Annotated in this window: 23 protein-coding genes; 8 read left to right on the top strand and 15 right to left on the bottom strand. The window is 62.9% G+C overall.

Going from position 1 to position 22887, the window contains the following annotated elements; all coding sequences use genetic code 11:
• Positions 1-128: 128 nt before the first annotated feature.
• Positions 129-1901, bottom strand: coding sequence for a DNA helicase RecQ (gene recQ, locus ACODSR_RS07880; protein WP_489075304.1), 1773 nt, complete (start codon positions 1899-1901; stop codon positions 129-131).
• A gap of 273 nt (positions 1902-2174) precedes the next feature.
• Positions 2175-2495, bottom strand: coding sequence for a hypothetical protein (locus tag ACODSR_RS07875; RefSeq protein ID WP_489075302.1), 321 nt, complete (start codon positions 2493-2495; stop codon positions 2175-2177).
• Positions 2496-2533: 38 nt separating this feature from the next.
• On the opposite strand from ACODSR_RS07875, the gene ACODSR_RS07870 reads away from it, so the two are divergent.
• Positions 2534-3658 carry a serine hydrolase domain-containing protein gene (locus ACODSR_RS07870; RefSeq protein WP_489075301.1) on the top strand — a complete coding sequence of 375 codons (1125 nt, stop codon included), beginning with the start codon at positions 2534-2536 and terminating at the stop codon, positions 3656-3658.
• A gap of 37 nt (positions 3659-3695) precedes the next feature.
• Here the strand turns inward: ACODSR_RS07870 and ACODSR_RS07865 are convergent, their stop codons facing one another.
• The gene (locus ACODSR_RS07865; RefSeq protein ID WP_489075299.1) at positions 3696-4484 is read right to left on the bottom strand and encodes a PhzF family phenazine biosynthesis protein; all 789 of its coding nucleotides are present in this window, start codon (positions 4482-4484) and stop codon (positions 3696-3698) included.
• An 81-nt stretch (positions 4485-4565) separates the two neighbouring features.
• Entirely contained in the window at positions 4566-6347 is a 1782-nt protein-coding gene (locus ACODSR_RS07860) for an SLC13 family permease (protein ID WP_489075297.1), read from the bottom strand.
• Positions 6348-6581: 234 nt separating this feature from the next.
• Here ACODSR_RS07860 and ACODSR_RS07855 point away from each other — a divergent pair, with 234 nt between their 5' ends.
• The 3 genes from ACODSR_RS07855 to ACODSR_RS07845 are packed head-to-tail and all read left to right on the top strand — an operon-like array spanning position 6582 to position 8977.
• Positions 6582-7082, top strand: coding sequence for a TadE/TadG family type IV pilus assembly protein (locus ACODSR_RS07855; RefSeq protein ID WP_489075295.1), 501 nt, complete (start codon positions 6582-6584; stop codon positions 7080-7082).
• A 1-nt stretch (position 7083) separates the two neighbouring features.
• On the top strand, positions 7084-7632 hold the full coding sequence (locus ACODSR_RS07850; RefSeq protein WP_489075293.1) for a TadE/TadG family type IV pilus assembly protein: 549 nt from the start codon (positions 7084-7086) through the stop codon (positions 7630-7632).
• Between the two features lie 7 nt (positions 7633-7639).
• Entirely contained in the window at positions 7640-8977 is a 1338-nt protein-coding gene (locus ACODSR_RS07845; RefSeq protein ID WP_489075291.1) for a TadE/TadG family type IV pilus assembly protein, read from the top strand.
• Positions 8978-9180: 203 nt separating this feature from the next.
• On the opposite strand, the gene aroC is transcribed toward ACODSR_RS07845, so the two are convergent.
• The 7 genes from aroC to ACODSR_RS07810 form a co-directional block, all read right to left on the bottom strand.
• A complete protein-coding gene (aroC, locus tag ACODSR_RS07840; RefSeq protein ID WP_489075289.1) occupies positions 9181-10266 on the bottom strand; it encodes a chorismate synthase in 1086 nt (361 codons plus the stop codon).
• Positions 10263-10523, bottom strand: coding sequence for a DUF2442 domain-containing protein (locus ACODSR_RS07835; RefSeq protein WP_489075288.1), 261 nt, complete (start codon positions 10521-10523; stop codon positions 10263-10265). The genes aroC and ACODSR_RS07835 overlap by 4 nt, the downstream gene beginning before the upstream one ends.
• A complete protein-coding gene (locus ACODSR_RS07830) occupies positions 10477-10740 on the bottom strand; it encodes a DUF4160 domain-containing protein (RefSeq protein ID WP_489075286.1) in 264 nt (87 codons plus the stop codon). Before ACODSR_RS07830 ends, ACODSR_RS07835 begins: the two co-directional genes overlap by 47 nt.
• Positions 10740-11132, bottom strand: a complete 393-nt coding sequence (locus ACODSR_RS07825) for a hypothetical protein (RefSeq protein ID WP_489075284.1) — start codon at positions 11130-11132, stop codon at positions 10740-10742. Before ACODSR_RS07825 ends, ACODSR_RS07830 begins: the two co-directional genes overlap by 1 nt.
• Positions 11133-11227: 95 nt before the next feature.
• Entirely contained in the window at positions 11228-12034 is an 807-nt protein-coding gene (fabI, locus tag ACODSR_RS07820) for an enoyl-ACP reductase FabI (protein WP_217674137.1), read from the bottom strand.
• Positions 12031-12987: a YihY/virulence factor BrkB family protein gene (locus tag ACODSR_RS07815; RefSeq protein ID WP_489075282.1), complete on the bottom strand. Its 957-nt coding sequence runs from the start codon at positions 12985-12987 to the stop codon at positions 12031-12033. Before ACODSR_RS07815 ends, fabI begins: the two co-directional genes overlap by 4 nt.
• 15 nt (positions 12988-13002) lie before the next feature.
• On the bottom strand, positions 13003-13908 hold the full coding sequence (locus tag ACODSR_RS07810) for a DnaJ C-terminal domain-containing protein (RefSeq protein ID WP_489075434.1): 906 nt from the start codon (positions 13906-13908) through the stop codon (positions 13003-13005).
• Between the two features lie 180 nt (positions 13909-14088).
• Here ACODSR_RS07810 and ACODSR_RS07805 point away from each other — a divergent pair, with 180 nt between their 5' ends.
• The 3 genes from ACODSR_RS07805 to ACODSR_RS07795 all read left to right on the top strand — a co-directional run bounded on the left by ACODSR_RS07805 (position 14089) and on the right by ACODSR_RS07795 (position 17607).
• Positions 14089-15432 (top strand): hypothetical protein, encoded by a 1344-nt coding sequence (locus tag ACODSR_RS07805; RefSeq protein ID WP_489075280.1) that lies wholly within the window; start codon positions 14089-14091, stop codon positions 15430-15432.
• Between the two features lie 86 nt (positions 15433-15518).
• Complete coding sequence (pdxH, locus tag ACODSR_RS07800) at positions 15519-16094, top strand: pyridoxamine 5'-phosphate oxidase (RefSeq protein WP_489075278.1); 576 nt, start codon at positions 15519-15521, stop codon at positions 16092-16094.
• A 178-nt stretch (positions 16095-16272) separates the two neighbouring features.
• Positions 16273-17607 (top strand): dicarboxylate/amino acid:cation symporter, encoded by a 1335-nt coding sequence (locus ACODSR_RS07795; protein WP_489075276.1) that lies wholly within the window; start codon positions 16273-16275, stop codon positions 17605-17607.
• A 190-nt stretch (positions 17608-17797) separates the two neighbouring features.
• On the opposite strand, the gene ACODSR_RS07790 is transcribed toward ACODSR_RS07795, so the two are convergent.
• Complete coding sequence (locus ACODSR_RS07790; RefSeq protein ID WP_489075274.1) at positions 17798-18682, bottom strand: bestrophin family protein; 885 nt, start codon at positions 18680-18682, stop codon at positions 17798-17800.
• A 142-nt stretch (positions 18683-18824) separates the two neighbouring features.
• On the opposite strand from ACODSR_RS07790, the gene ACODSR_RS07785 reads away from it, so the two are divergent.
• Positions 18825-20138: a dicarboxylate/amino acid:cation symporter gene (locus tag ACODSR_RS07785; RefSeq protein ID WP_489075272.1), complete on the top strand. Its 1314-nt coding sequence runs from the start codon at positions 18825-18827 to the stop codon at positions 20136-20138.
• 19 nt (positions 20139-20157) lie between these two features.
• Here ACODSR_RS07785 and ACODSR_RS07780 read toward each other — a convergent pair whose 3' ends face one another.
• The 3 genes from ACODSR_RS07780 to ACODSR_RS07770 form a co-directional block, all read right to left on the bottom strand.
• Positions 20158-21102 (bottom strand): Abi family protein, encoded by a 945-nt coding sequence (locus ACODSR_RS07780; protein WP_489075270.1) that lies wholly within the window; start codon positions 21100-21102, stop codon positions 20158-20160.
• A 103-nt stretch (positions 21103-21205) separates the two neighbouring features.
• A complete protein-coding gene (locus ACODSR_RS07775) occupies positions 21206-21385 on the bottom strand; it encodes a hypothetical protein (RefSeq protein WP_017181657.1) in 180 nt (59 codons plus the stop codon).
• Positions 21386-21390: 5 nt separating this feature from the next.
• Complete coding sequence (locus tag ACODSR_RS07770; protein ID WP_489075268.1) at positions 21391-22680, bottom strand: adenylosuccinate synthase; 1290 nt, start codon at positions 22678-22680, stop codon at positions 21391-21393.
• Positions 22681-22887: the final 207 nt, after the last annotated feature.

Raw genomic sequence — 22887 nt, 5'->3', positions numbered from 1 at the left:
CATGCGCGCGGGACGCGAAGCTTTCAAGATATTTGGTTCGCGCAGAGGCGCGGAGAGCGCGGAGATAAGAAGAGGCATATCATCTATGATTATATCTCTGCGTCCTCTGCGCCTCTGCGCGAACCATTCTATAAAAACGGCCGAATCGCCGCCAGGAAAGCGTCGCCCCAGGCATCGAGCTTCTTTTGCCCGACGCCGCTGATCGTGCCGAGATCGCGCAGGCTGGTGGGGCGCTGTTCGGCCATTTCGCGCAGGGTCGAATCGTGGAAGATGACATAGGGCGGCACGCCCGCCTCCTGCGCCAGTTCGCGGCGGCAGGTGCGCAGCGCGTCGAACAGCGGATCGCCGACCGGATTGGCCTCCGCCCCGTTGCGGGCGTTGCGCTTGCGGCGTTCGCGCCTGGGCGGCACGAGGATGCGGACCTCCTCCTCGCCGCGCAGGATGGGCCGGGCGTTGGGGCCGAGCATCAGCCCGCCATGTTCGGTCGTCTCCAGCGCGTCGCGCACCAGCAGCGCGCGCGATACCGGGCGCAGCAACGCGGTTTCATCGCCCGACACAATGCCATAGACCGAAATCTTGTCATGGCCGCGTTCGCGCAACTTGTCGGTGACGCCGCCGGTCAGCACCGCCTCGATATGGCCGGAGCCGAAGCTTTGCCCGGTGCGATAGACGGCGGAGAGATATTTGCGCGCGGTTTCGGTGGCGTCCACGCTGGCGGGGGGTGAGAGGCAATTGTCGCAATTGCCGCAGGTCGCTGGCGGGGTTTCGCCGAAATGGCGCAGCAATATGGCGCGGCGGCAGGTGGCGGTCTCCACCAGTGCGCCGAGTGCGGCGATGCGGGTGCGCTCACCCTGCTGGCGGGACGGGTCGAGTTCCATGATCCGCTGGCGCGCTCGGGCGAAATCCTCTGCGCCCCAGAAGAGATGCGCGACCGCCGGCTCGCCGTCGCGGCCAGCGCGGCCCGATTCCTGATAATAGCCCTCGATCGACTTGGGCAGTCCTGCGTGCGCCACAAAGCGCACGTCGGGCTTGTCGATACCCATGCCAAAGGCGACGGTGGCGACCATCACCATATCCTCGCTGGCGATGAAGGCAGCCTGGTTGCGGGCGCGGACCGCCGGGTCGAGACCGGCATGATAGGCGCGCACGGGGCGGCCGCCGCGCCCCAGCGTCTCTGCCATTTTCTCGGTCGCTGCGCGGGTCTGGGCATAGACGATGCCGGGACCGGGGTGGATCGCGACCAGATCAGCAAGCTGGCTGGACAGGCCGTCGCGCGGATGGACGGCGTAGCGGATATTGGGCCGGTCGAAGCCGGAGATGATGAGGCCATCGCGCGGGATGCCCAGTTGGACGAGGATGTCCTCGCGCGTATGGGCGTCGGCGGTGGCGGTCAGCGCCAGCCGGGGGACGTCGGGAAATTCGTCCAGCAGCGGGCGGAGCAGGCGATAGTCGGGGCGGAAATCATGGCCCCATTCGGACACGCAATGGGCTTCGTCGATCGCGAAGAGCGCGACCTTGGCCGAGCGGAGCAGGCTGCGAAACCCCTCCTGACTGGCGCGTTCGGGGGCGACATAGAGCAGGTCGAGATCGCCATTGCGGAGGCGGTCCTGCGTTTCGCGCCAGTCGGCGTCCACGCTGGTCAGGCTGGCGGCGCGCAGGCCCACAGCATTGGCCGCGCGCAACTGGTCGTGCATCAGCGCGATCAGCGGCGAAACGACGACGCAACAGCCGTCGAGCGCGGCGGACGGCAGCTGGTAGCAGAGCGACTTGCCCGCCCCGGTCGGCATGATCGCCAGCGTCGGCTGCCCCGCCATGACGCGGCCGACCACCTGTTCCTGCACCCCGCGAAAGGCGGGAAAGCCGAATATGTCGTGGAGAAGCGTGGGAATGTCAGGCCGCATCGGGGGAGCCTTAGCGGCTGAGGCGCGGTGGGGCCAGTGGGTGTTGCGTTATGATGGTGGTTGGGTGGGTATAGCGGACGTCCCCTTATCCCTCTCCCTCAAGGGAGAGGGCTGCGCAGACTTGGCTGCTTGCAGCCTTAGTCGTAGCTGGGTGAGGGTGCGCTGGCCTCGCGGGAGCGCGCAGCATCAGCGTCGCCCCCCCTCATCCAACTTCGCCTAGGCGCCTTCGTCGCCAAGGCTTCGTATCCTTCTCCCCGCCGGGGAGAAGGTTGTTCACTCCACCGGGTCGAGCAGGCAGCCCCAGCCGGGGCGGAAGCGGGCGGTGCGGGTGGCCATCAGGGGGACGCTGGCGTCCACGGCCTTGTCCTCTGGCCGGTCGGTCAGCCGGACCAACGCCATGCCTGGTTCCTTGTCGTCGGCGCAGCTGCCCATGGCGCGGCCTTCGACATAGCGGCAGGAACAGGTCAGCCGCGCGCCATAGGCTGCGCCCAGTTGGGCATGGGCGCTGAGCGGCTTCCAGTGCCAGCCGAGCGCGACCAGCAGCGACACGAGCAGCGCAACGGCAAGATAAATGATCGTCCGGCGACCCGGCATATTCCCGACTCGGTTGGGGATGGCTAAGGCCGCGGCTTATGAAGAGGGAATGGAACAGCGTAAAGCGGCTTGGTCTGGGCGTGGCCCTGGCCGCGCTGGTCGGCGCGGGCGGGCTTTGGAGCGTGCGCGCGGCCGATCCGCAGCCGCTTTATCGCGTGTCGCGCGACGCGGTGGTGGGCGAGGGCGCGCTGCGCGCCGCGATCGACCCGCTGTTCGACGATAACGACATGGGCGACACGCGCGCCTTGCTGGTGATGCGCGACGGGCTGGTCATTGCGGAACGCTATGCACCCGGTTTCGGCCCGGACACGAAATTGCTGTCCTGGTCGATTGCCAAGAGCGTGACGGCGGTGCTGGTGGGGCTGATGGTGTCGGACGGGCGGCTGGCGCTCGATGCGCCGGTGCCGGTCGATGCGTGGCGCCAGCCGGGCGATCCGCGCGGGCGGATTACGCTGCGCCAATTGCTGACGATGACGTCGGGGCTGGACCATGTCGAGGATGGCGATCCGCAGCCCGCGGGCGATACGGTGCGGATGCTGTTTGCCGACGGCGCGCAGGATATGAGCGGCTTTGCCGAGGCCAAGCCGCTGGCCCATGCCCCCGGATCGACCTTTTCCTACTCGACCGGCAGCACGATGATCCTGACCGACCTGATGACGCGGATGCTGACCAACAGCGACGATCCCGATACACGACGGCGGGCGATGCAGATGTTCATCGACGGCAGGCTGAAGGCGCCGGGCCAGCTGCCCAGCCTGACCCCGGAATATGACGCGGCAGGCACGATGATCGGCGGCAGCATCCTGCACATGACCGCGCGCGATTATGGCCGCTTTGGCGAATTGCTCCGCCGCCATGGCCGCAGCCCGACCGGTCACCAGATATTGCCGGAAAAATGGATCGATATCATGACCACGCCATCGGCGCGCAACCCGGCCTATGGCGCGCATCTGTGGCTCAACCGGGAAAGCAGCGAGAGCGCGCTGATGCCGGGGCAGGCGCCCACAAGCCTGTTTGGCTGCGTGGGCCATAATGGGCAATATATACTGGTTTCCCCGTCACAGCGGCTGACCGTCGTACGGATCGGCATGTCGCCGCACAAGGAACAACGGGTCGCGGTCAAGACGGCGCTGGCCCGGCTTATCGGATTGTTTCCGGGTTAGCCCCCGCCCGACCTCCGTTCGTTTCGAGCGGCCCAAGCTAAAGCAGGAAGCGCCCTTCGATCACCGTCCGGCACCCGCCACTCAGGATCACCCGGTCGCCCGCCAGCGTGCAGCCCAATCGCCCGCCGCGCGCGGAGGCCTGCACCGCGCTGATCGCCGTTTTGCCCAGTCGCGCCGCCCAATAGGGGGTGAGCAGGCCATGGGCCGATCCGGTCACCGGATCTTCATCCACCCCGCCGCCGGGTACGAAAACCCGGCTGATAATGTCGCTGTCGTCCCCCGGCGCGGTGGCCATCAGCAGCAGGTCGCCCGCCGGGCGGAGCGCGGCGAAATCGGGCGTCAGGGCGCGGATCGCGGCGGCATCGCGATAGACGAAGATGGCATAGCCGCCGTCGCGCCAGCGCGTTTCCAGCACATCGCCGCCCATACCCGCCGCCAGATCAGGTAACGGCATAGCCTGCGTCTCCCATGCGGGCAGCGACAATTCATAGCCCGCCCCGGCCCGCGCGACCGTCAATATGCCGGCATGGCGGGTGCGGAAACGGATCGCGTCCCGATCGCCGATCAGCACATGGCCGCTGGCCAGCGTGGCGTGGCCGCATAATTTGACCTCCACCGTCGGGGTGAACCAGCGCAGCGCATAGTCTGTGTCCGGGTCATCGGGCGTCGGAATCGTGAAGGCGGTTTCGGACAGGTTGTTTTCCGCCGCTATGCCCTGAAGCATTGCATCATCGAGCCACTGGTCGAGCGGCATGACGGCAGCGGGATTGCCGGTGAATGGCGCGTCGGCAAAGGCATCGACCTGGGTGAAAGGCAGGCTGGGCATGGCAGGTTCCTCAATGGATAGAGCGCCGTGATGCCGGGCGCGCGGGCGAGCGAACAGGGCCGCCCGTGCGCGATTGGCTGCCTAGCCTAGTAGGACGAGCGCGCTGCACACCGCCAGCCCGACGATGATGTTGATCGGCACGCCGATCCGCACGAAATCGGCAAAGCGATAGTCGCCTGCGGCGTAGACCAGCGCATTGGTCTGATAACCGATCGGGGTGGCGAAGCAGGCCGATGCGCCGATCATCAGCGCTATGATCAACGGGCGGGGGTCGACCCCCAGTTGCTGCGCCAGCGCGATGGTGATCGGCGTGAGCAGCGCCGCCACCGCATTGTTGCTGAGCAGTTCGGACAGGATCAGCGCGAAGAAATAGACGATGAACACCAGCGACCAGACCGGCGCGACGGTCAGCAACGGGGTGATCCAGCCGACCATCAACGCGACGCTGCCCGCCCGTTCCAGCCCAAGGCCGACCGCCAGCATCGCGAAGATCAGGATCAGCACGTCGCCGTCGATCGCCGCCCAGGCTTCTTCGGGGTCGATGCAGCGGGTCACGAGGATGATGCCGACAGCGATGAAGGCCGCCATGCCGATGCCGACCATGTCGAGCGCCGACAGCAGCACGACCGCCGCCATCGCCGCCATGGCGATCCACGCCTTGTTGCGGCGAAAGGCACGGGTGCGGCTGATGTCGACGCCGATCAGATGGGGATTGTCCCGCAGCGATCGGATTGCGTCGTCGCTGCCCGCGATCAGCAACCGGTCCGCGCCGCGCACCCGCGCTTCGGCCAGCGCAGGGCCGGGCAAATGGCGCGACCGGTGGATGCCGATGATGCGGACGCGCAGGGCATGGAGGAAAGGAATGTCCAGCAACCGCTCCCCGATGGAAGGATGGCTGGGGGCGACCATCGCTTCGATCACCGTGCCTTCGCGCGCCGATGTGCTGGAATCGGCGGCCACGCCCAGATCGAACCCGCCCGATTCGCGCAGCGTCATGATGGCGGTGCCATCGGCGCGGACGATCAGCCGGTCGCCGGAGCGGAGTTCCTCCGTCAATATCTCGCGCCGCCTTATCTCTCCGCCGCGCTTGAGGCCGAGCAAGACGACCGAGGGGCTGAACAGGCCGAGCGCGCCAATCTCCCGCCCGATCAGTTCGCTATCCTGTGGCACCACCAGTTCGGTGAGATAATCCTGCACGGTGCCGCCGGTCTCTCCGCTGATGGCAGGCGGATCGCTGGGCAGCAGGAAGGACAGGCAGAGCAGGGCAACGATCCCGGCGGCAGCGCCCGCCAGCCCGTAGAGGGTGATGTCGAAAATGCCGAACGGCGCCATGCCCTGATCGGCGGCGATGCCCGCGACGATCAGGTTGGTCGATGTGCCAATCAGCGTCAGGCAACCGCCCAGCACCGAGATAGTGTTCATCGGGATCAGCAATTTCTTGACCGGATAGCCGGTCGCCTGCGCCAGTTTGAACATGATCGGGATCAGCAGCACGACCACCGGCGTGTTGTTGAGGAAGGCCGACAGCACGGCTGCGCCCAACGCCACTTCGGCCAGCGCCAGGCGTGGATGTTTCTTGGCGCGCGCCATGATGAGGTCCGCGACCCGGTTGATCACCCCGGTGCGGATCAGCGCCCCGGACAGCACGAACATCGCCCCGACAGTCAGCGGCGCGCTGTTGGAAAAGACCGAGAAGAGCGAATTTTCGTCGAGCAGGCCGAGCAGCGCAAAAGCGCAGGCTCCGACCACTGCGATCACCGTGGGCGAATAGCGTTCGCGCACGAAAGCGATGAACATCAACGCCAGGATCAACAGGCCGATTTCCGCGCGATACACGCCCAGCAACGCGGTGATGAAGTGCATCTGTATCTGTCCCCCGGATCGCGGCGCCGCGTGTCCCGACAACGTGGCAAACCGTACATCGTTGCACGCGGAACTGGCGGATAATACCCTCGCATGGCAAGCACGCCCAGCTATGGTTAACCAAATTCACCAAATTCTAACCATTTAGAAACATGATAGCGCCTTCGAGAGGCAAAATTGCCTTGGGGGTCGCGCATGTCTGTATCATCTTTCTCCGCCTTCGCGCGGACCGAGTTGCTGCGCAACCAGCGCGGTGCCGCCATCATCGAATTTGCCATCATCGCCGCGCCCTTCATCGCTCTGCTCATGGCGGTCATGCAGACCACGCTGACCATGTTCACGCAGCAGGTCCTTGAAACCTCGGTCGAAAAAAATGGCCGGACCATTCGTGTGGGGCAGGTCCAGGCGGATGGCATCAGCCAGTCCGCGTTCAAGACGGAAACCTGCAAAACGCTGCCCAAATATATCGACTGCACCAATGTTATGATCGACGTGCGCACGGCAAACAGTATGGCAGAGATAGACAGCAGTGCGTTGACGCTGACCTATGATAGTTCAAACAATGTCACCAATAGCTGGAAATATATTACCGGTGGCCCCGGCGACATCGTGATTATCCGCCTGATGTATCAGATGCCCACAATTGGGGGGCCATTGGGATTCGCCCTTTCCAACATGAAAAATGGTCGACGTCTGCTTGTCTCGACATTGGTTTTCAAGAATGAGTCGTACTGAAATGCGCCGTTTATTATCATGGTGCCGCCATTGCGTCATCGACAGCCGGGCCATCGCGGTGACGGAGTTTGCCCTGGTCGCGCCGTTCCTGATTCTGCTCTATCTTGGCTGCTTCCAGCTTGCCGATGCCATTTCCGCGTCGCGCAAGGTCACGGTGACAACCCGCACCCTCGCCGATCTGACATCCCAATATAGTTCGGTCACGGAATCGACCACCGACACCATATTGCGCGCCGCCAGCCAGGTCATGGCACCCTATGATGCGACGGCCGGAATCTACACTATCACCCATTTGTCGACCAATCCGTCAGGCAAGCCACGAGTCGACTGGAGTCGGCGCTTTGACGGATCGACCGTCAAAGACGGCTACAAGAAGAACAAGAAGATCGATCTGCCGGACAGCGTTTCCGAAGAGGGGTCCAGCGTGCTGATGGCCGAGATCAGCTACGAATATAAGCCAGTCGTGGCATCCGCCATGCTGGGAAAGATCACCATGACCGACACCATCTACATGCTGCCGCGTCGGTCCGATTCCATTCCGATGAATTGAGATGATGATGCGCGATTTTGCTATGTTTCGGATCGTCCGCATCGCCCGGCGTCTGCTGCGGCAGGAACGCGGCAACGTGATTATGATCTTCGCATTTTCGCTGATCCCGCTGGTATTTGGCGCAGGGATGGTGATCGACTATTCGCGCGCGGCGCGGTTGCAGACGAAAATGAACGCGATCACGGATGCGACGGCGCTCTACGCCGTCAGCGCGCCGATGTTGAAGAATAGCGTGGATGACACCAAGACGCGTGCCAATGCCTTTTTTGAAGATCAGGCAACGGCACTGAACGGCCTGATCTATGGCAAGGACGTCAAGATCAGCGTTACTGAAACGCTCACACCCACCCTGCAACGCAACGTCACGGTGACCTATGCAGCAGCGTCGAACAATATTTTCGGCGCTATTCTGTCCAGTGCCAGCATAGCCATCGGCGGCAATGCCAGCGCCAAGAGCGTAACGGCGCCCAATATCGATTTTTACATGGTGCTCGACACGTCGCCATCCATGGCTCTGCCTGCCACAAAGGCCGGACTAACGGCGCTGACGACCGCGACCGGGGGCTGCGCCTTCGCCTGCCATCAAACCAACACCTCCTCTACCAATCCAGGCAAGACCCGCATGGTGAACGGGAAATATGTCGACTATTATTATGTCGCCAAGACGGATCTGGGGCTGGCGTTGCGGAGCGATCTGGTAACGTCGGCGGTCGAGGATCTGGTGGACGTGGCCAAGGAAACGGCCGAAGCCAACGGTGCGACCTATCGCATGGCACTGGGCCATTTCGACTGGACCTATCATTCCATTGAGGACAAGCCTGTCAATCTGGATAAGGCCAAGGGGCTGGTCTCGCAGGCGCAACTGCTGACGGTTTGCCAGAATAACCAGCGTGTGTGCGGCATCAACGATAGCGACATGCTGACCAACTTCACGACAAGCCTGACCAGCATCAACACAATCATGCCCGTTCCCGGTACGGGAACCAAGAAAGGCAATGACACGCCCCAAAGCATCATGTTCCTGATCACAGACGGGATGCGCGATGAAAATGCAGGGGGCCGCAAACTGGGCCCGATGCCGACCGCGATGTGCGACACGATCAAAGCCAGGGGGATCAGAATTGCCGTCCTCTATACGGAATATCTGTGGGAGTCGGCCTCCGACGGCTGGTCGATCAGCAATGTGCGCACGCCTTTTCTGAACGCGCCGGAAAAAATCAGTCCGCCACTGCAAAGCTGTGCGTCGCCAGGCCTGTATTACAAGGTCACGACCGATAGCGATGTGTCCGCGGCCCTGGCTGGCCTGTTCCAGAAAGCCGTGCAGGCCGCGCACCTCACCAAATAACGAAATGGGCCAGCCATGGGTGCATGGCTGGCCCGTGTCGCGGCGGTATAGGGACATTTTGTCGTCATGTCCGCGCTGTGCGTGGTGACGTTCCCCAGGCTTACGCTCTGCCGCTGGCCCTGTGGCGGGCCTGAAACGGAGCCTATCCTAAATTTGCCGAGTCGTCTTGCCTTTTCGGCGCAGGATCGCTTCGCTTTGGCGCGTCAGTCGGTTTCGGGGCGTTCGCCGCATTGGGCGCGGTGGAGCAGTTTCTGGTCGGCCAGCACCAGCGCCATCATCGCTTCGACCACCGGCACGCCGCGAATGCCGACGCAGGGGTCATGCCGTCCCTTGGTGATGATGTCCGACGCCGCGCCTTCGCGCGTGACCGTTTCGACCGGGATCAGGATCGAGCTGGTCGGCTTGAACGCAACACGGACCTTGACCGGCTGCCCGGTGGAAATGCCGCCGGCGATGCCACCGGCATGGTTGGCAAGGAAAATGGGGCCGTCATTCCCCGGTCGCATCGGATCGGCATTCTGCTCGCCGCGCAGGCTGGCGGCGGCGAACCCGTCGCCAATCTCGACCCCCTTGACCGCGTTGATGCTCATCATCGCGCTAGCCAGTTCACTGTCGAGCTTGGCATAGAGTGGCGCCCCCCAGCCTGCCGGGACGCCCGACGCGACACATTCGACCACCGCGCCGAGCGACGAGCCGTCGAGGCGGGCTTCGTCGACCAGCTTTTCCCAGCGCACCGCCGCCTGCGCATCCGGGCAGAAGAAGGGATTTTGCCCGATCAGCGCCGGATCGAAATTATCATAGTCGATGGCATCGCCGCCAATCGCGCTGACATAAGCGAAAATATCGACTTCGGGGATGACCGCACGGGCGACCGCGCCCGCCGCGACCCGGCTGGCAGTCTCGCGCGCGGACGACCGCCCACCGCCGCGATAGTCGCGAAAGCCATATTTGGCGTCATAGGCATAATCGGCATGACCGGGGCGATAGGCTTTGGCGACGTCCGAATAATCTTTCGATCGCTGGTCGGTATTTTCGATCATCAGGCTGATGGGCGTGCCGGTGGTCCGCCCTTCGAACACGCCCGACAGGATGCGCACCTCGTCCGCCTCGCGCCGTTGGGTAGTGAATTTGGACGTGCCAGGCTTGCGCAGGTCGAGCCAGGGCTGGATGTCGGCTTCGCTCAGGTCCAGCCCCGGAGGGCAGCCGTCCACGACCGCGCCGATAGCAGGGCCATGGCTTTCGCCCCAGGTGGTGAAGCGGAATATGCGACCGAAGGTATTGAAACTCATGCGGCTTGTGAAGGTGCAGGCGTTTCCAACCGATAACTCAGCAGGCTAGCGATTGAAATATCTTCGTCCAGTTCATCCCAATGGATGCCGCTGGGTGACAGGAAGAAGCGCGCACGCGATTCGTCGTTCCCTTTCAAAAGTCGCGGAAACCAAGCGAGTGGAACGCCAATCGTCCGTCCATCCTCCAACGTCACCCACATGGAACTCTCATCAAACTCCACCTTGGTCGCTTCTGGAGAAAAAACTGTTCCACGCATCTTCGATTTCCTGTCTCCGCCGAATGACGATTTCTCGCACCGCCCTTAACTCGCTCGGCCCCAAGCGCCTATTATAGGCGATCTGCACCTCAGGATACAACCAAAGCTTAACATCCCCGCCCGCTCTTGCGACGTGAATGTGCACGGGTTCCCGAGGATTACCCTCGCTAGAGTAAAAATGAAAGCGGAACCCTGCCTCTCGAAACACAATCGGCATTAGCGTTTCCTCAATGCGTCCGCCGCGACCAATCGACCATCCGCATCGCGAACAAACCAGAAAAGCCACCCGTTCAATTGATGGTTAGTTATGGCCGCGCCCGCCGGAGACAACCCGGAATAGATCGCACCATTTACCTCAACACCGCGCTCAGATATTATGGCCTCAACAACCCGCCCATCCCGAAAGCGATGCTCCAAGCGGGTGCCAACTGGAAATTTGACGCCTTCACTTTCCCAAAACGCGCTATCCGCCGACGCAGCTTTGACGGTTGCTGGTGCCAATAACGGCAGCAGCCCAAGCGCCTCTTTAACGACATCTCCTTCAGAGACTTCCTCGTTAGGTCGCCGTCTGGTTATTTCCTTAAATGTCTCAAAATCAACTTCTATCATAGGCATAAAGCGCCTCCATTAGGTTAGGAGGTGCTTATGCCACAGAACGAACAGCGCTTCTACAGATAAATAATCTGCGAAACTCTCTGTCAAAGTTATTTATCCAGCGCGATGTCCGGGGCGTCCTCGGCCTTCATGCCGATGACGTTATAGCCGGCATCGACATGATGGATTTCGCCGGTCACGCCACTGGCCAGATCGGACAGAAGATAGAGGCCTGCGCCGCCGACATCCTCGATCGTCACGTTGCGGCGCAGGGGTGAATTCAGCTCGTTCCATTTGAGAATGTAACGGAAATCGCCGATGCCGCTGGCGGCCAGCGTCTTGATCGGCCCGGCGGAGATGGCGTTGACACGGATATTTTCCGGGCCAAGGTCCATCGCCAGATATTTGACGCTGGTTTCCAGCGCCGCCTTGGCCACGCCCATCACGTTATAATGGGGGATGACCTTTTCCGCGCCATAATAGCTCAGCGTCAGGATGCTGCCGCCATTGGGCATCAGCGCGCGCGCGCGGCGGGTGACTGCCACGAAACTGTAAGCAGACACGTTCATGGTCAGCAGGAAATTTTCCAGGCTGGTGTCGACATAGAGGCCGCGCAGCTCATTCTTGTCGGAAAAGCCGATCGCATGAACCACGAAATCCAGCCCGCCCCAGCGCGCCTCAATCTCCGCAAAGGCGGCGTCCAACTTGTCCATGTCGGTAACGTCGCAGTCGATCAGAAAGTCTGATCCAACCTGTTCGGCAAGCGGCCGGACCCGCTTGGCCAGCGCGTCGCCCTGATAGGAGAAAGCCAGTTCCGCGCCCTGTTCATGCAGCGCTTTCGCAATGCCCCAGGCCAGCGACTTGTCATTGGCCAGGCCCATGATGAGGCCACGCTTTCCTGCCATCAAGCCGTTCATATCGTCGTTCCATTCCCTTGGGTGTCCGGCTCTGCGGCCTCTTCCTCTTCGGGAAATTCCGCCAGCGCCGCATTCAGTTCCGCGCCAATTACCACGCCAAGCCCGACTAGGAAGAAAAAAATGAGCGTGATCATGACGCCCGCCAGACTGCCATAGGTGCGGTCATATCCGCCCAGCAGCGACAGGGTGGGCGGCAGCAGCAAGGTCGTTGCATACCACCAGAGCGATGTGGCGACCGCACCAGGCCATTTGGGAAAGCGGCGATCCTTGTACAGGGTCGGCGTCAGCGACACGAACAAGGACCAGAGCGCGACGCAGACGATACCCATCGGCACTAGCCTGGCCGACGCCACCAGCGCGATCGCATCGTCGGCCCAGGGCAATATCTGTTGCAGAAACTGGTCGATGCCGGTGATCACGACCTGCAACGAGAAGGCGAACATCACCGCGACCACGCTGACGAGCGTGATGCCCACCGCGCCCAGCCGGTAGCGCCAGAAGGGCTTGGTGCTTTTGGTGCCGTAAGCGCGGCGGAGAATGTCGCGGATCGTTTCAATGAGACTGCCCACGGTCCACAGGCCGACCAGCGCGCCCAGCCACAGCAAGGGGCCGGAGCGGGCGGCCAGCACATCGTTGATCGGCTGGCGCACGACATCGGCGACGCCGCTCGGCACGGTGGTCAGGAAGGCGTTGACCGCCTGCACCCCATCCTGCGTCCGGCCAAAGATGCTGGCCACCGCCGCCGCGACGATGAAGAAGGGGAACAGCGTCATCAGCGAGAGATAGGCGAGGTTCCCGGCATGGATGAACCCGTCGCTATAGGTGCCGACCGCGACCCGCTTGAAAATCTCGAATGGGTGCGATCCGGGGCGGACGCGGTTGATGTGGCGGTGGATATGACCCGCCATCCGGTGGCGACGGGATTCAGGCGACAGGGGCGAAGGCATGGGCATTCGCCCGATAACGCCCTAGACGCCCAGATGGGCGCGCACCGCCCGCCGGTCCTGCCAATTTTCCACCAGCGCCTGGATCGCCGGGTCATCGGCGGGAACGTCGACCATCAGGGTAACGAGCTGGTCGCCGCGCGTGCCGTCCTTGCCGGTAAAGCCCTTGCCGCGCAACCGCAGCGTCTTGCCCGACGCCGTGCCTGCGGGCACGCCCAGCATCACCGGGCCATCGACAGTCGGCACCTTGACCTTGCCGCCCCTGACTGCTTCGTCCAGCGTGATCGGCAGGTCGAGCCGCACATTGTCGCCGTCGCGGGTGAAGAAGGGGTGCGGCCGCAGGTCGATCGTGACGATCGCGTCGCCCGCGCCGCCCGGTCCCTGCTGCCCTTTGCCCGACAGGCGCATCTGCGTGCCGTTTTCGACCCCCGCTGGCAGTTTCAGGTCGATGGTCTTGCCATCCTGCAGGGTAATCCGCTGCGGCGCCAATATGGCCGCGTCGGCAAATTGCACCGCCAGCCGATATGCGACGTTGGCGCCCCTGGGTAACGGTGCCTGACGGCCAAAGCCGCCGCCCGCGCGCCGCCCCGCGCCGCCGAACAATCCCTCAAAAATATCGCCGAAATCAGCGCCGCCCGTTTCAAAGCCGCCCGGCTGGCCGCGAAAGCCGCCACCACCACCGCCGCCAAAACCGAAGGGCGCGGTCGGATTGCCATCAGCGTCAATTTCACCCCGGTCGAACCGGGCGCGCTTGTCCTTGTCGGACAGCAGGTCATAGGCGTTGGTCGCGGCGGAAAATTTCTCCGCAGCCTTCGGATTGTCCCGGTTTTTGTCGGGGTGCAATTCTTTGGCCAGCTTGCGATAGGCGGACTTGATCTCCGCGTCGGTCGCGCCGCGCGCGACGCCCAATGTGGAATAGGGATCGGCCATCATCTTACCTGTTGCGAAAAAGCATCACTTGGCGACTATGTGGCGGAGGATCGCGCGACATTCAAGCAATGGATGCGTGCCAAGCCCGCCATAACCCTGTTGGGGTATGCGCCCCGTCCCGCCGATTGCTAGCCGCCGCCTGTCGCGCGTGGGGAATGCGCGTATTTTGGGGGTTATATCATGTTTCAGAAATTTGCATGGGGTGCCGTGGCCGCCCTGTCGATGCTCGGCCCGATCGCGACCACCGCGCAAGCGCAGGTCGGTCCGCCGCCGCCAACGCCGGAGCAGCTCGACCAGTTGGAAAGCCTGTTCCGCATCGGCGTGACGCTGGGTCTGGCGGGCGGTGGCACACTGACCGACAGCTATGGCCTGGACATCGCCAATGACGGCCAGGATTTCCTGAATCCGCAGCGCCTGCGCGAACGGTACGGCGCGCAATATAATGATCTGTTGCCGGTCAGCGGCGTCATCGATTTTCGCGGCCTGCCAATCTACGGCTTTTATGATGCCAACAGCTCGGTATTCCGCATCTCTATCCCTGCGCTCGATGCGGAAGGCGAAACCTACCAGAACCGCTTTAACGGGGTGACGCGCCAGTCCTCCTACGACCTGTTCAACGACTATCTGGACGAAGTCGACAGCGCCGAAGCCGAACGGCTCGTGCGCCTGCTGCTCAAATCACTGGCGCGCTATTCGCCGGTCGATCCGCTCGCGGGCAACCCCAATTCGGTGCAGAGCGGCCTGATCCGCTCCAGCCTGGACCTGTCGTCGGGCGATTCGGCGATCGAACAGGCGGCCAATGGCGGCACCAACACGGCGGGCGACCCGTGGATCGTCGGCGCCAATTATAGCGGCGGTTCATCGGATGGCGGTCGCTATGACTTCATGCGCGTGGACGGCCGGATCGCGCGCAGCTTCCGCCTGAGCGAAGGCGGCCGCGCCCTGCTGAAATTCGACCTGCCGGTCAGCTATTCCGAAGTGAACGGCGCGCGCGCCGCGACCGCCCAGTTCGGCGTCGGCGTCGAATTTCCGCTGATCGCGCAGCGCTGGTCGCTCGAACCGCGGATCGGCTATGGCATTACCGGGTCGGACCAGCTGGGTTCGCTCGGCCATATGATCTCCACCACGGTGGCCAGCCGCTATGTGCTGGACGGACTGGGCCGGGGTCGGCTGATCATCGGCAATATGATCGGCTACACATCGACGATGAGCACCGGATTTACCGGCTATAACGTCAATCCGGGCCTTAAGAACTGGGCATTCCGCAACGGGCTGGCCTATGACCTGCCGCTCAAATTCCGCGGGTTCGGGCGCAATACATCGGTGCGGGCCAGCTATGCGCTGACCAACTATACCGGCGACAAGCTCTATTATAACACATTCCACGAAATGACCCTGTCGCTGGGCATCAGGGGCCGCGAAGAATCGGCGCGCAACGCCCGCGACCTCATCCGGCTGAACTTCAACCTGATCAAGGCTGGCGACTATACCAGCTGGTCGGCGGGTCTGGGTTTCCGCTTCTGAGGATGGGAGGGGGTGTCGCGCCGGCACCCCCTCCCCTTCGGTCAGCCCGTATCGACAGGGCCGCGTCCCGCCCCTAAAGACCGGGCATGACCGATCCCTTTGCCCTGTTCGACGACTGGTACGCCCAGGCGCGCGAGAGTGAAATCAACGACAGCAACGCCATGGCGCTCGCCACAGCCGATGCCGACGGCCATCCGTCGGTGCGGATGGTGCTGCTGAAAGGGCACGGCCCGGACGGCTTTGTCTTTTACACCAATTTTGAGGGGCGCAAGGCGGGCGAGCTGCTGGCCAATCCCCATGCGGCCTTGCTGTTCCACTGGAAATCGGCACGGCGGCAGATCAGGGTGGAAGGCCCGGTCGGCCCGGTCGATGATGCGACCGCCGACGCCTATTTCGCGACCCGCAGCCGCGACAGCCAGCTGGGTGCCAGGGCATCCGACCAGTCCCGCCCCCTGCCCGACCGCCAGACATTCATGGACCGGTATGAGGCTGAACGGGCGCGGTTCGAGGGTGGGCCGGTGCCACGCCCGCCGCACTGGTCGGGCTTTTGCGTCACGCCGAAGCGGATCGAATTCTGGCAGGATCGCGAGCATCGCCTGCATGAGCGGCGGCTGTTCACCCGCGCGGGCGATAGCTGGAGCGAAGGTCTGCTCTACCCCTAAACGCTTCTGACGCCACCATTTCGGATGAAGCGAGGCGCGGAAAGGCGGGCCTTGTTCGTCTATCCTGATGCAGCTTGGCGCGCGCCGATTGCCGGTGGCCCATGGGCCTGTTAGGTGTCGGCCTGACAGACGTAAAAGAAGCGCGGAGCCTTGGCTCCTGCGGCCTAGAGGGACACGGATGCGTAACAGACTGACGGCCTTCATTCTCACCGGCATGGTCCTGGGGGTGATTGTAGGCTTCGCAGCCAATCTGTGGGTTGGCAGCGACAAGACGCTGGCCAAGGATGTGGCTGGCTATTTCCACCTGCTGGCCGACATATTTCTCCACCTGATCAAGATGATCATCGCGCCGCTGGTATTCTCCACGCTGGTCGCGGGTATCGCGCATATGGGGGACAGCGCCGCGCTGGGGCGGATCGGCGGGCGCGCGCTGGCCTGGTTCGTCATCGCCAGCCTGATTTCGCTGACCTTGGGCCTGATCTTCGTCAATTTCTTTGCGCCGGGCGAAGGGCTGAACCTGGTCCGGTCGGGCGCGGAATCGGGCGTGAATACCGAAGCGCTCAATTTCCGCGACTTCATCCTCCACGTCTTTCCGACCTCCATGGTCGGCGCGATGGCGGACAATTCGATCCTCCAGATCGTCGTATTCTCGCTGTTCGTCGGCGTCGCGCTGACCGCGATCGGCGAAAAGGGCAAGCCGGTCGTCACCGTCATCGAATCGATGGTCGAGCTGATGTTGCAGGTGACCGGCTATGTCATGCGCGTCGCCCCCTTCGCGGTGTTCGGCGCGCTGGCGTCGGTGGTGACAACCGAAGGGCTGGGCGTGCTGGTCACCTTTGGTGAGCTGATCGGTGAATTCTATATTGCGCTGGGCGCACTGTGGCTGCTGCTGTTCGCGGCGGGATCGATATTCCTCGGCAAGCGGATGTTCACGCTGATCCGCTATGTCCGCGAACCGATATTGATCGCCTTCTCGACCGCCTCATCCGAAGCCGCCTATCCCAAGATGCTGGAACAGCTGGACCGCTTCGGCGTGCCGCGCCGCATCTACAGCTTCGTGCTGCCCTTGGGCTACAGCTTCAACCTGGACGGGTCGATGATGTATTCGACCTTCGCGACCATCTTCATTGCGCAGGCCTATGGCATCGACCTGCCGATTGCGACCCAGATCACGATCCTGCTGGTGCTGATGGTGACCAGCAAGGGCATCGCCGCTGTGCCGCGCGCCAGCCTCGTCGTGGTCGCGGCCACGCTGGGCCAGTTCGACCTGCCGGTCGAGGGGGTCGCCTTCATCCTGGCGGTCGATCATTTCATGGACATGGGCCGCACCGCCACCAACGTGCTGGGCAATGCCATCGCCACATCGGTCATCACCAAATGGGAAGGGATGCTGGAGGTCGAGGAGCCGATCGACGTCCCCCATCCCAAAGCACCGGCGCATACCGTCGCGCATGGCCGCGCCGGGCTGGAGCTGGCCCCCGACATGGTGGATGACGACCGGAAGGGGAATTAATCCCCTTCTCCCCGCTGGGGAGAAGGATAGGAAGCCTTGGCGACGCAGTCGCTTAGGCGGACTTGGAAGAGGGGGTTCGACGCAGAGGCGGCTGGCTTGCGTTGGCTCAGCACACCCTCTCCCAGCTACGACTAGGCAGCAAGCTGCCAAGTCTCCACACCCTCTCCCTCAAGGGAGAGGGTTTAAGCCCTCACCACAACACCCCGCGCACGGGCTTGAGCGGCTCCGGTGCGGGGTCGCCGATGGACTGGAGCAGGTCGATCTCGATCGTGCGACACATGGCGTTGAGCGATACGTCATGCACGCTGTTGGCAAAGGGATCGACCAGATCGTCGCCGATCCGCAGCACCGCCAGGAACATGAGGCCTGCAACGGTGGACCCCAGCGGCGTCGCCAGCCCCAGTGTCTCGACCAGCCCGATCGGCAGGAAGAGGCAGAAGAGATGGGTGAAGATAGTCGGCAGATAGCGATATTGCACCGGTAGCGGCGTATTTTTGAGCCGCTCCATCCCGCCCTGCGCATTGGCGATGTCGACCAGCACCGCCTCCATCTGGGTCTGTTGGATCGTGTCGATCCACCCTGAGCGCCGGGCGATGTCGATGCGCCGCCCGGTGCTGTCGAGCAGGCCGTTGGCCGCGTTGGTGCGGGCCAGCGCCAGCCCCTTATCCTTTTCCTCCAGAAATCGGGTGACATCGTCATCGATCGGCAGGCGGCGCAACTGGCAGCGCAGTGCGTTCACATAGGCGATCTGGCGCCGAATTATCTCCCGCTTCAAATCGCGCCCTTCCGGGTCTGGCAGGAAATTGCGGGTCGCGCGCGCCAGGCTGCGCGAGGCGTTGATCATCGCCCCCCAAAGGGTGCGTCCCTCCCACCAGCGCTGATAGGCCGAATTGGACCGGAACCCCAGGAACAGCGCCAGCGCGGTGCCGAAGATGGTCAGCGGCAGTTCGGGCGCCTTGAACGGCAGCACATAATAAGTGATCGTGACGGCACAGTCCCACACGAACAGGATGGTCAGCGGCTTCCACACTTCTGTCGCCATGCGGCGTAAACTGGGGACGGGATCGACGATCATGCTGGTCTCCAAAGGACAGGACCGCGCTAACGCAAGAGGCGCGCAAAAGCTCCCTCGATGCTATAGCGAAATGACTGGCCTTTAGTGCAACTTGCAGCCCGGTCGGGCCGTTGGACAGCTACGGTAATATAAGGACAGGCGATTGACCGGCACGAGCCCCGAACCAAGCGCTGAAACCGGCACAAGAACCGCGGCGGCATCGCTCCAGTGGCAGATGCTGGCCGGGTTCGTCATCGGGCTGGTGGTCGGCCTGACCGTCTATATGACCGCGCCCGACGCGCGCTGGGTCGATCATGTCACCACCTATGTTACAGGACCGATCGGCCAGATTTTCCTGCGCCTATTATTCATGCTGGTCATCCCGTTGCTGGTGTCGGCTTTGATCGTCGGCATTGCCGAGATGGGCGAAATCCGCGCCCTGCGCCGCGTGGGGCTGCGCACATTAGTCTATACGCTGGTCGTGTCGGCGATTGCAGTGGCCGTCAGCCTGCTGGTGGTCGATCTGTTGCGGCCGGGCGCGGGCATCGACCCGGCGATGGCGCGGGCAATGCTGAGCGAGGCAGGACCGGGCGCGCAGGCGATACTGAACCGGGGCAGTGACGCGCCGCAGGGGATGGCCGCCTTCATCGCGATCGTCCCCGACAATATCGTCGCGGCCATGGCGGGTAACGACATATTGGCGGTGATGGTCTTTGCCCTGTTCTTCGGCATCGGGCTGATGCTGGTGCGCACGCCGCAGACCCAATTGCTGCTGAGCGCGATGGAGGGGTTGCTGGCGGTGACGATGCGGCTGATGGGGCTGGTGATCCGCCTGGCCCCGATCGCCATCGCCTGCTTCATGTTCAACCTGGCCGCGCATTTCGGCTGGGACTTGCTCATTCGCCTGTCCGCCTATGTTGGCGTGGTGCTGCTGGCGCTGGCGATCCAGATGTTCGGCGTCTATTCGCTGCTGATCGCCTTCATCGGCAGACGATCGCCTTGGCGCTTCTTTGCCGCCGTGCAGGAGGCCACCGTCATGGCCTTTGCCACCGCATCCTCCAACGCCACCCTGCCGACCGCGTTGCGCGTGGCGGAAGAGGAGTTGCGCCTGCCCCGCCGCATCGCCCGCTTCGTCCTGACCATCGGCGCGACCGCCAACCAGAATGGCACGGCGATGTTCGAGGGGATCACGGTGATCTTCCTCGCCCAGTTTTTCAGCATTGACCTCAGCATCGCGCAGCAGGTCATGGTGATGATGATGTGCATTTTGGGCGGCATTGGCACGGCGGGCGTGCCGGCGGGATCGCTGCCCGTGGTGGCGATGATATTGGGCATGGTCGGCATCCCCCCTGAAGGGATCGGGCTGGTGCTCGGCGTCGACCGGCTGCTCGATATGTGCCGCACCGCGCTTAACGTGACCGGCGATCTGGTCGCGGCGACAGTGATCGCGGCGGGTGAGGAGGATAGCGGGATATGATAAGCAACAAGCTGCCAGTTTACTGCCACAATGGTCGTGTGCGCCAGTCTGCGGGGAAACCCATGGCCGATAAGTCATTGAGTGGGTGCGTATCGAGCAGGGTAATCAGCCTGGCTTTCCATAGTGAAGTCGGCGACGCCCGATCCAGCATATAATGTATCAGCGTCAATGCGTTGTAGAGGTGTGCCGGGCCGCCGCTATGAGGAACGAGCGATGCGGCCAGTTTGGCGGGTTTCTGTGGCACACGCATCCGCAGCAGAAAACCGCGATTCCAGAGACGTGCATGATGAGCGCAACTGTTACGAATGATCGACAAATGTTTGAGCAGAGGCACCATAATGACTTCAGGCAGGCCTAAAGGCGCAGCAATGTTGTTCCGCAAAGCCCTGTCGGACAATAGTGAATACCAGCGCGAGATTTGCCCGAACGACATGAGTTCGGCCACCATCCAGACGGGCGGCATAGCTGGATCATCGTAATTTTCACGGTAATGCGCCATGTAGGTTTCAGGCGAAGTCCCGACCTCGCGAACCAGACGGGCCAGATTGTCATGAAATTTGCCGCGATCGCTGTATAGAGCGGCGTTCAAATATTCATGCGACCCTCCCTGATGGGCCAATGCATAAGCCCACGCACCTCTTACCGCGACTTCGATCCGTTCGATCGCGTCAAGCACCAGGAGCCGCAGTTGTCGATCAAACTCATATAATTCCGTGACGAGGTTGAACGACGTCCCGGTTTGAAAACGCGGGCCGGCCTGTCCCTTGGGATGTTCGAACGGCAGCCAATAGGCACTTAGCCGATAGTAGCTGACATGCTGGAGCCAGTGACGCGCCAACGCTGCATCAGACACCGTCATACCTTGCATCTTCAAATGCGCGATTTGCTGATCAATGGTCAGGGAGGGCTTTGCGAAGAAACGGGTCATCCGTCTCACATATGCCAGAAAAAAAAGACCCGCCAAGTGTGCATATCCTTGCGGATAGAGGCCTGGCGGGTTCGATTGCTGTCGATGTAGTGGGAAATTTCCTACAAATCAATGAAAGCTTGCGACGATTTGCAACAGTTCACCGCAGCTTGGCGATGTTCAGACCATCTTCCTTGGCGCGGGCCTTGGTCGATTCCTCGGTCCGGGTCAGCGCCTTGGCGATGGCCTTAAGGCCCATGCCTTTTTTCGCCAGCAGGTGCAGCTTCTGGATTTCGTCCTGAGTCCAGGGCTGCCTATGCCGTTCGAATTTCTCGGCCATCGCCCTTAATCCGCGAACGGATCGCGCACCAGGATGGTATCCTCGCGCTCTGGGCTGGTGGATACGAGCGTGACCGGGCAGCCGATCAGTTCCTCGATCCGGCGGATATATTTGATCGCCTGCGCTGGAAGGTCCGCCCAGCTGCGCGCGCCGGCGGTGGTGTCGTGCCAGCCTTCGATCGTTTCGTAGATGGGCTGGGCCTTGGCCTGATCCTGCGCATGGGCGGGCAGATAGTCGTAGGTCTGGTCGCCAATCTTGTAGCCGACGCAGATATTGAGCGTGTCGAACCCGTCCAGCACGTCGAGCTTGGTCAGCGCGATGCCGGTCACACCCGATACTGCGATCGACTGGCGCACCAGCACCGCGTCGAACCAGCCGCAGCGGCGCTTGCGCCCGGTGACGGTGCCAAATTCATGGCCGCGTTCGCCCAGCCGCTGGCCGGTGGCGTCCTCCAGTTCGGTGGGGAACGGGCCGGAGCCGACGCGGGTGGTATAGGCCTTGACGATGCCCAGCACGAAGCCTGCCGCATTGGGGCCAAGGCCGGTGCCGCTGGCCGCCGTACCCGCCACGGTGTTGGAGGAGGTGACGAAGGGATAGGTGCCATGATCGATGTCGAGCAGCGTGCCCTGCGCGCCCTCGAACAATATACGCTTGCCCGCCGCCTTCGCCTTGTTGAGGGTGAGCCAGACCGGCTTGACGAAGGGCAGGATGAAGTCGGCGATTTGCGTCAGTTCCGCCATCAGCGCGGCGCGGTCGATCGGCGGTTCGCCAAAACCGGCGCGCAGCGCGTCATGATGGGCGGTCAGGCGATCCAGCTGCGGGCCGAGATCGTCGAGATGGGCGAGGTCACACACGCGGATGGCGCGGCGGCCGACCTTGTCCTCATAGGCCGGGCCAATGCCGCGCCGGGTGGTGCCGATCTTGCCAGCACCGCTCGCATCCTCGCGCAACCCGTCGAGATCACGGTGGAAGGGCAGGATCAGCGGGCAGGTTTCGGCAATCTGGAGATTGTCGGGCGTGATCGACACGCCCTGCCCGGTCAGTTTGGCGACTTCATCGCGGAAATGCCAGGGGTCCAGCACCACGCCATTGCCGATGACCGACAGCGTGCCGCGCACGATGCCCGATGGCAGCAGCGAGAGTTTATAGACTTTCTCGCCAACGACGAGCGTGTGGCCCGCATTATGGCCGCCCTGGAAACGGGCGACGACATCGGCGCGCTCCGACAGCCAGTCGACGATCTTGCCCTTGCCCTCGTCACCCCATTGGGCGCCGATCACGGTTACATTTGCCATGGATACAGATCTCCGCCCGCCGCGCGGACCGGCCATGCCCTTCGACGGGACTCGACATGCCGGTAGGATCGATTGGGCGCCCGACAGAATTATGGGGCACCCGGTGCGGGCGCGGGTTAGCGGCGCGGGACGGGCGCGTCAAGGCGGCGGGCGATTACACTTTGATACAGGGCAGCGGCTTTACGGGACGATGCAGGCGCGCAATCC

The sequence above is a fragment of the Sphingobium sp. FG125 genome, assembly GCF_057809795.1.
Note: the sequence above shows the minus strand (reverse complement) of the source record. Positions and strands in the feature narration are given on the sequence as shown.

Coding starts and splice junctions, on each gene's coding strand:
- ACODSR_RS07875 (WP_489075302.1), bottom strand. CDS start 2,495: ATGCCGGGTCGCCGGACGATCATTTATCTTGCCGTTGCGCTGCTCGTG.
- fabI (WP_217674137.1), bottom strand. CDS start 12,034: ATGAACGGCTTGATGGCAGGAAAGCGTGGCCTCATCATGGGCCTGGCC.
- ACODSR_RS07845 (WP_489075291.1), top strand. CDS start 7,640: ATGCGCGATTTTGCTATGTTTCGGATCGTCCGCATCGCCCGGCGTCTG.
- ACODSR_RS07860 (WP_489075297.1), bottom strand. CDS start 6,347: ATGCACTTCATCACCGCGTTGCTGGGCGTGTATCGCGCGGAAATCGGC.
- aroC (WP_489075289.1), bottom strand. CDS start 10,266: ATGAGTTTCAATACCTTCGGTCGCATATTCCGCTTCACCACCTGGGGC.
- ACODSR_RS07770 (WP_489075268.1), bottom strand. CDS start 22,680: ATGGCAAATGTAACCGTGATCGGCGCCCAATGGGGTGACGAGGGCAAG.
- ACODSR_RS07870 (WP_489075301.1), top strand. CDS start 2,534: ATGAAGAGGGAATGGAACAGCGTAAAGCGGCTTGGTCTGGGCGTGGCC.
- ACODSR_RS07835 (WP_489075288.1), bottom strand. CDS start 10,523: ATGCGTGGAACAGTTTTTTCTCCAGAAGCGACCAAGGTGGAGTTTGAT.
- ACODSR_RS07805 (WP_489075280.1), top strand. CDS start 14,089: ATGTTTCAGAAATTTGCATGGGGTGCCGTGGCCGCCCTGTCGATGCTC.
- recQ (WP_489075304.1), bottom strand. CDS start 1,901: ATGCGGCCTGACATTCCCACGCTTCTCCACGACATATTCGGCTTTCCC.
- ACODSR_RS07790 (WP_489075274.1), bottom strand. CDS start 18,682: ATGATCGTCGATCCCGTCCCCAGTTTACGCCGCATGGCGACAGAAGTG.
- ACODSR_RS07775 (WP_017181657.1), bottom strand. CDS start 21,385: ATGGCCGAGAAATTCGAACGGCATAGGCAGCCCTGGACTCAGGACGAA.
- ACODSR_RS07830 (WP_489075286.1), bottom strand. CDS start 10,740: ATGCCGATTGTGTTTCGAGAGGCAGGGTTCCGCTTTCATTTTTACTCT.
- ACODSR_RS07810 (WP_489075434.1), bottom strand. CDS start 13,908: ATGGCCGATCCCTATTCCACATTGGGCGTCGCGCGCGGCGCGACCGAC.
- pdxH (WP_489075278.1), top strand. CDS start 15,519: ATGACCGATCCCTTTGCCCTGTTCGACGACTGGTACGCCCAGGCGCGC.
- ACODSR_RS07825 (WP_489075284.1), bottom strand. CDS start 11,132: ATGATAGAAGTTGATTTTGAGACATTTAAGGAAATAACCAGACGGCGA.
- ACODSR_RS07795 (WP_489075276.1), top strand. CDS start 16,273: ATGCGTAACAGACTGACGGCCTTCATTCTCACCGGCATGGTCCTGGGG.
- ACODSR_RS07865 (WP_489075299.1), bottom strand. CDS start 4,484: ATGCCCAGCCTGCCTTTCACCCAGGTCGATGCCTTTGCCGACGCGCCA.
- ACODSR_RS07850 (WP_489075293.1), top strand. CDS start 7,084: ATGCGCCGTTTATTATCATGGTGCCGCCATTGCGTCATCGACAGCCGG.
- ACODSR_RS07815 (WP_489075282.1), bottom strand. CDS start 12,987: ATGCCCATGCCTTCGCCCCTGTCGCCTGAATCCCGTCGCCACCGGATG.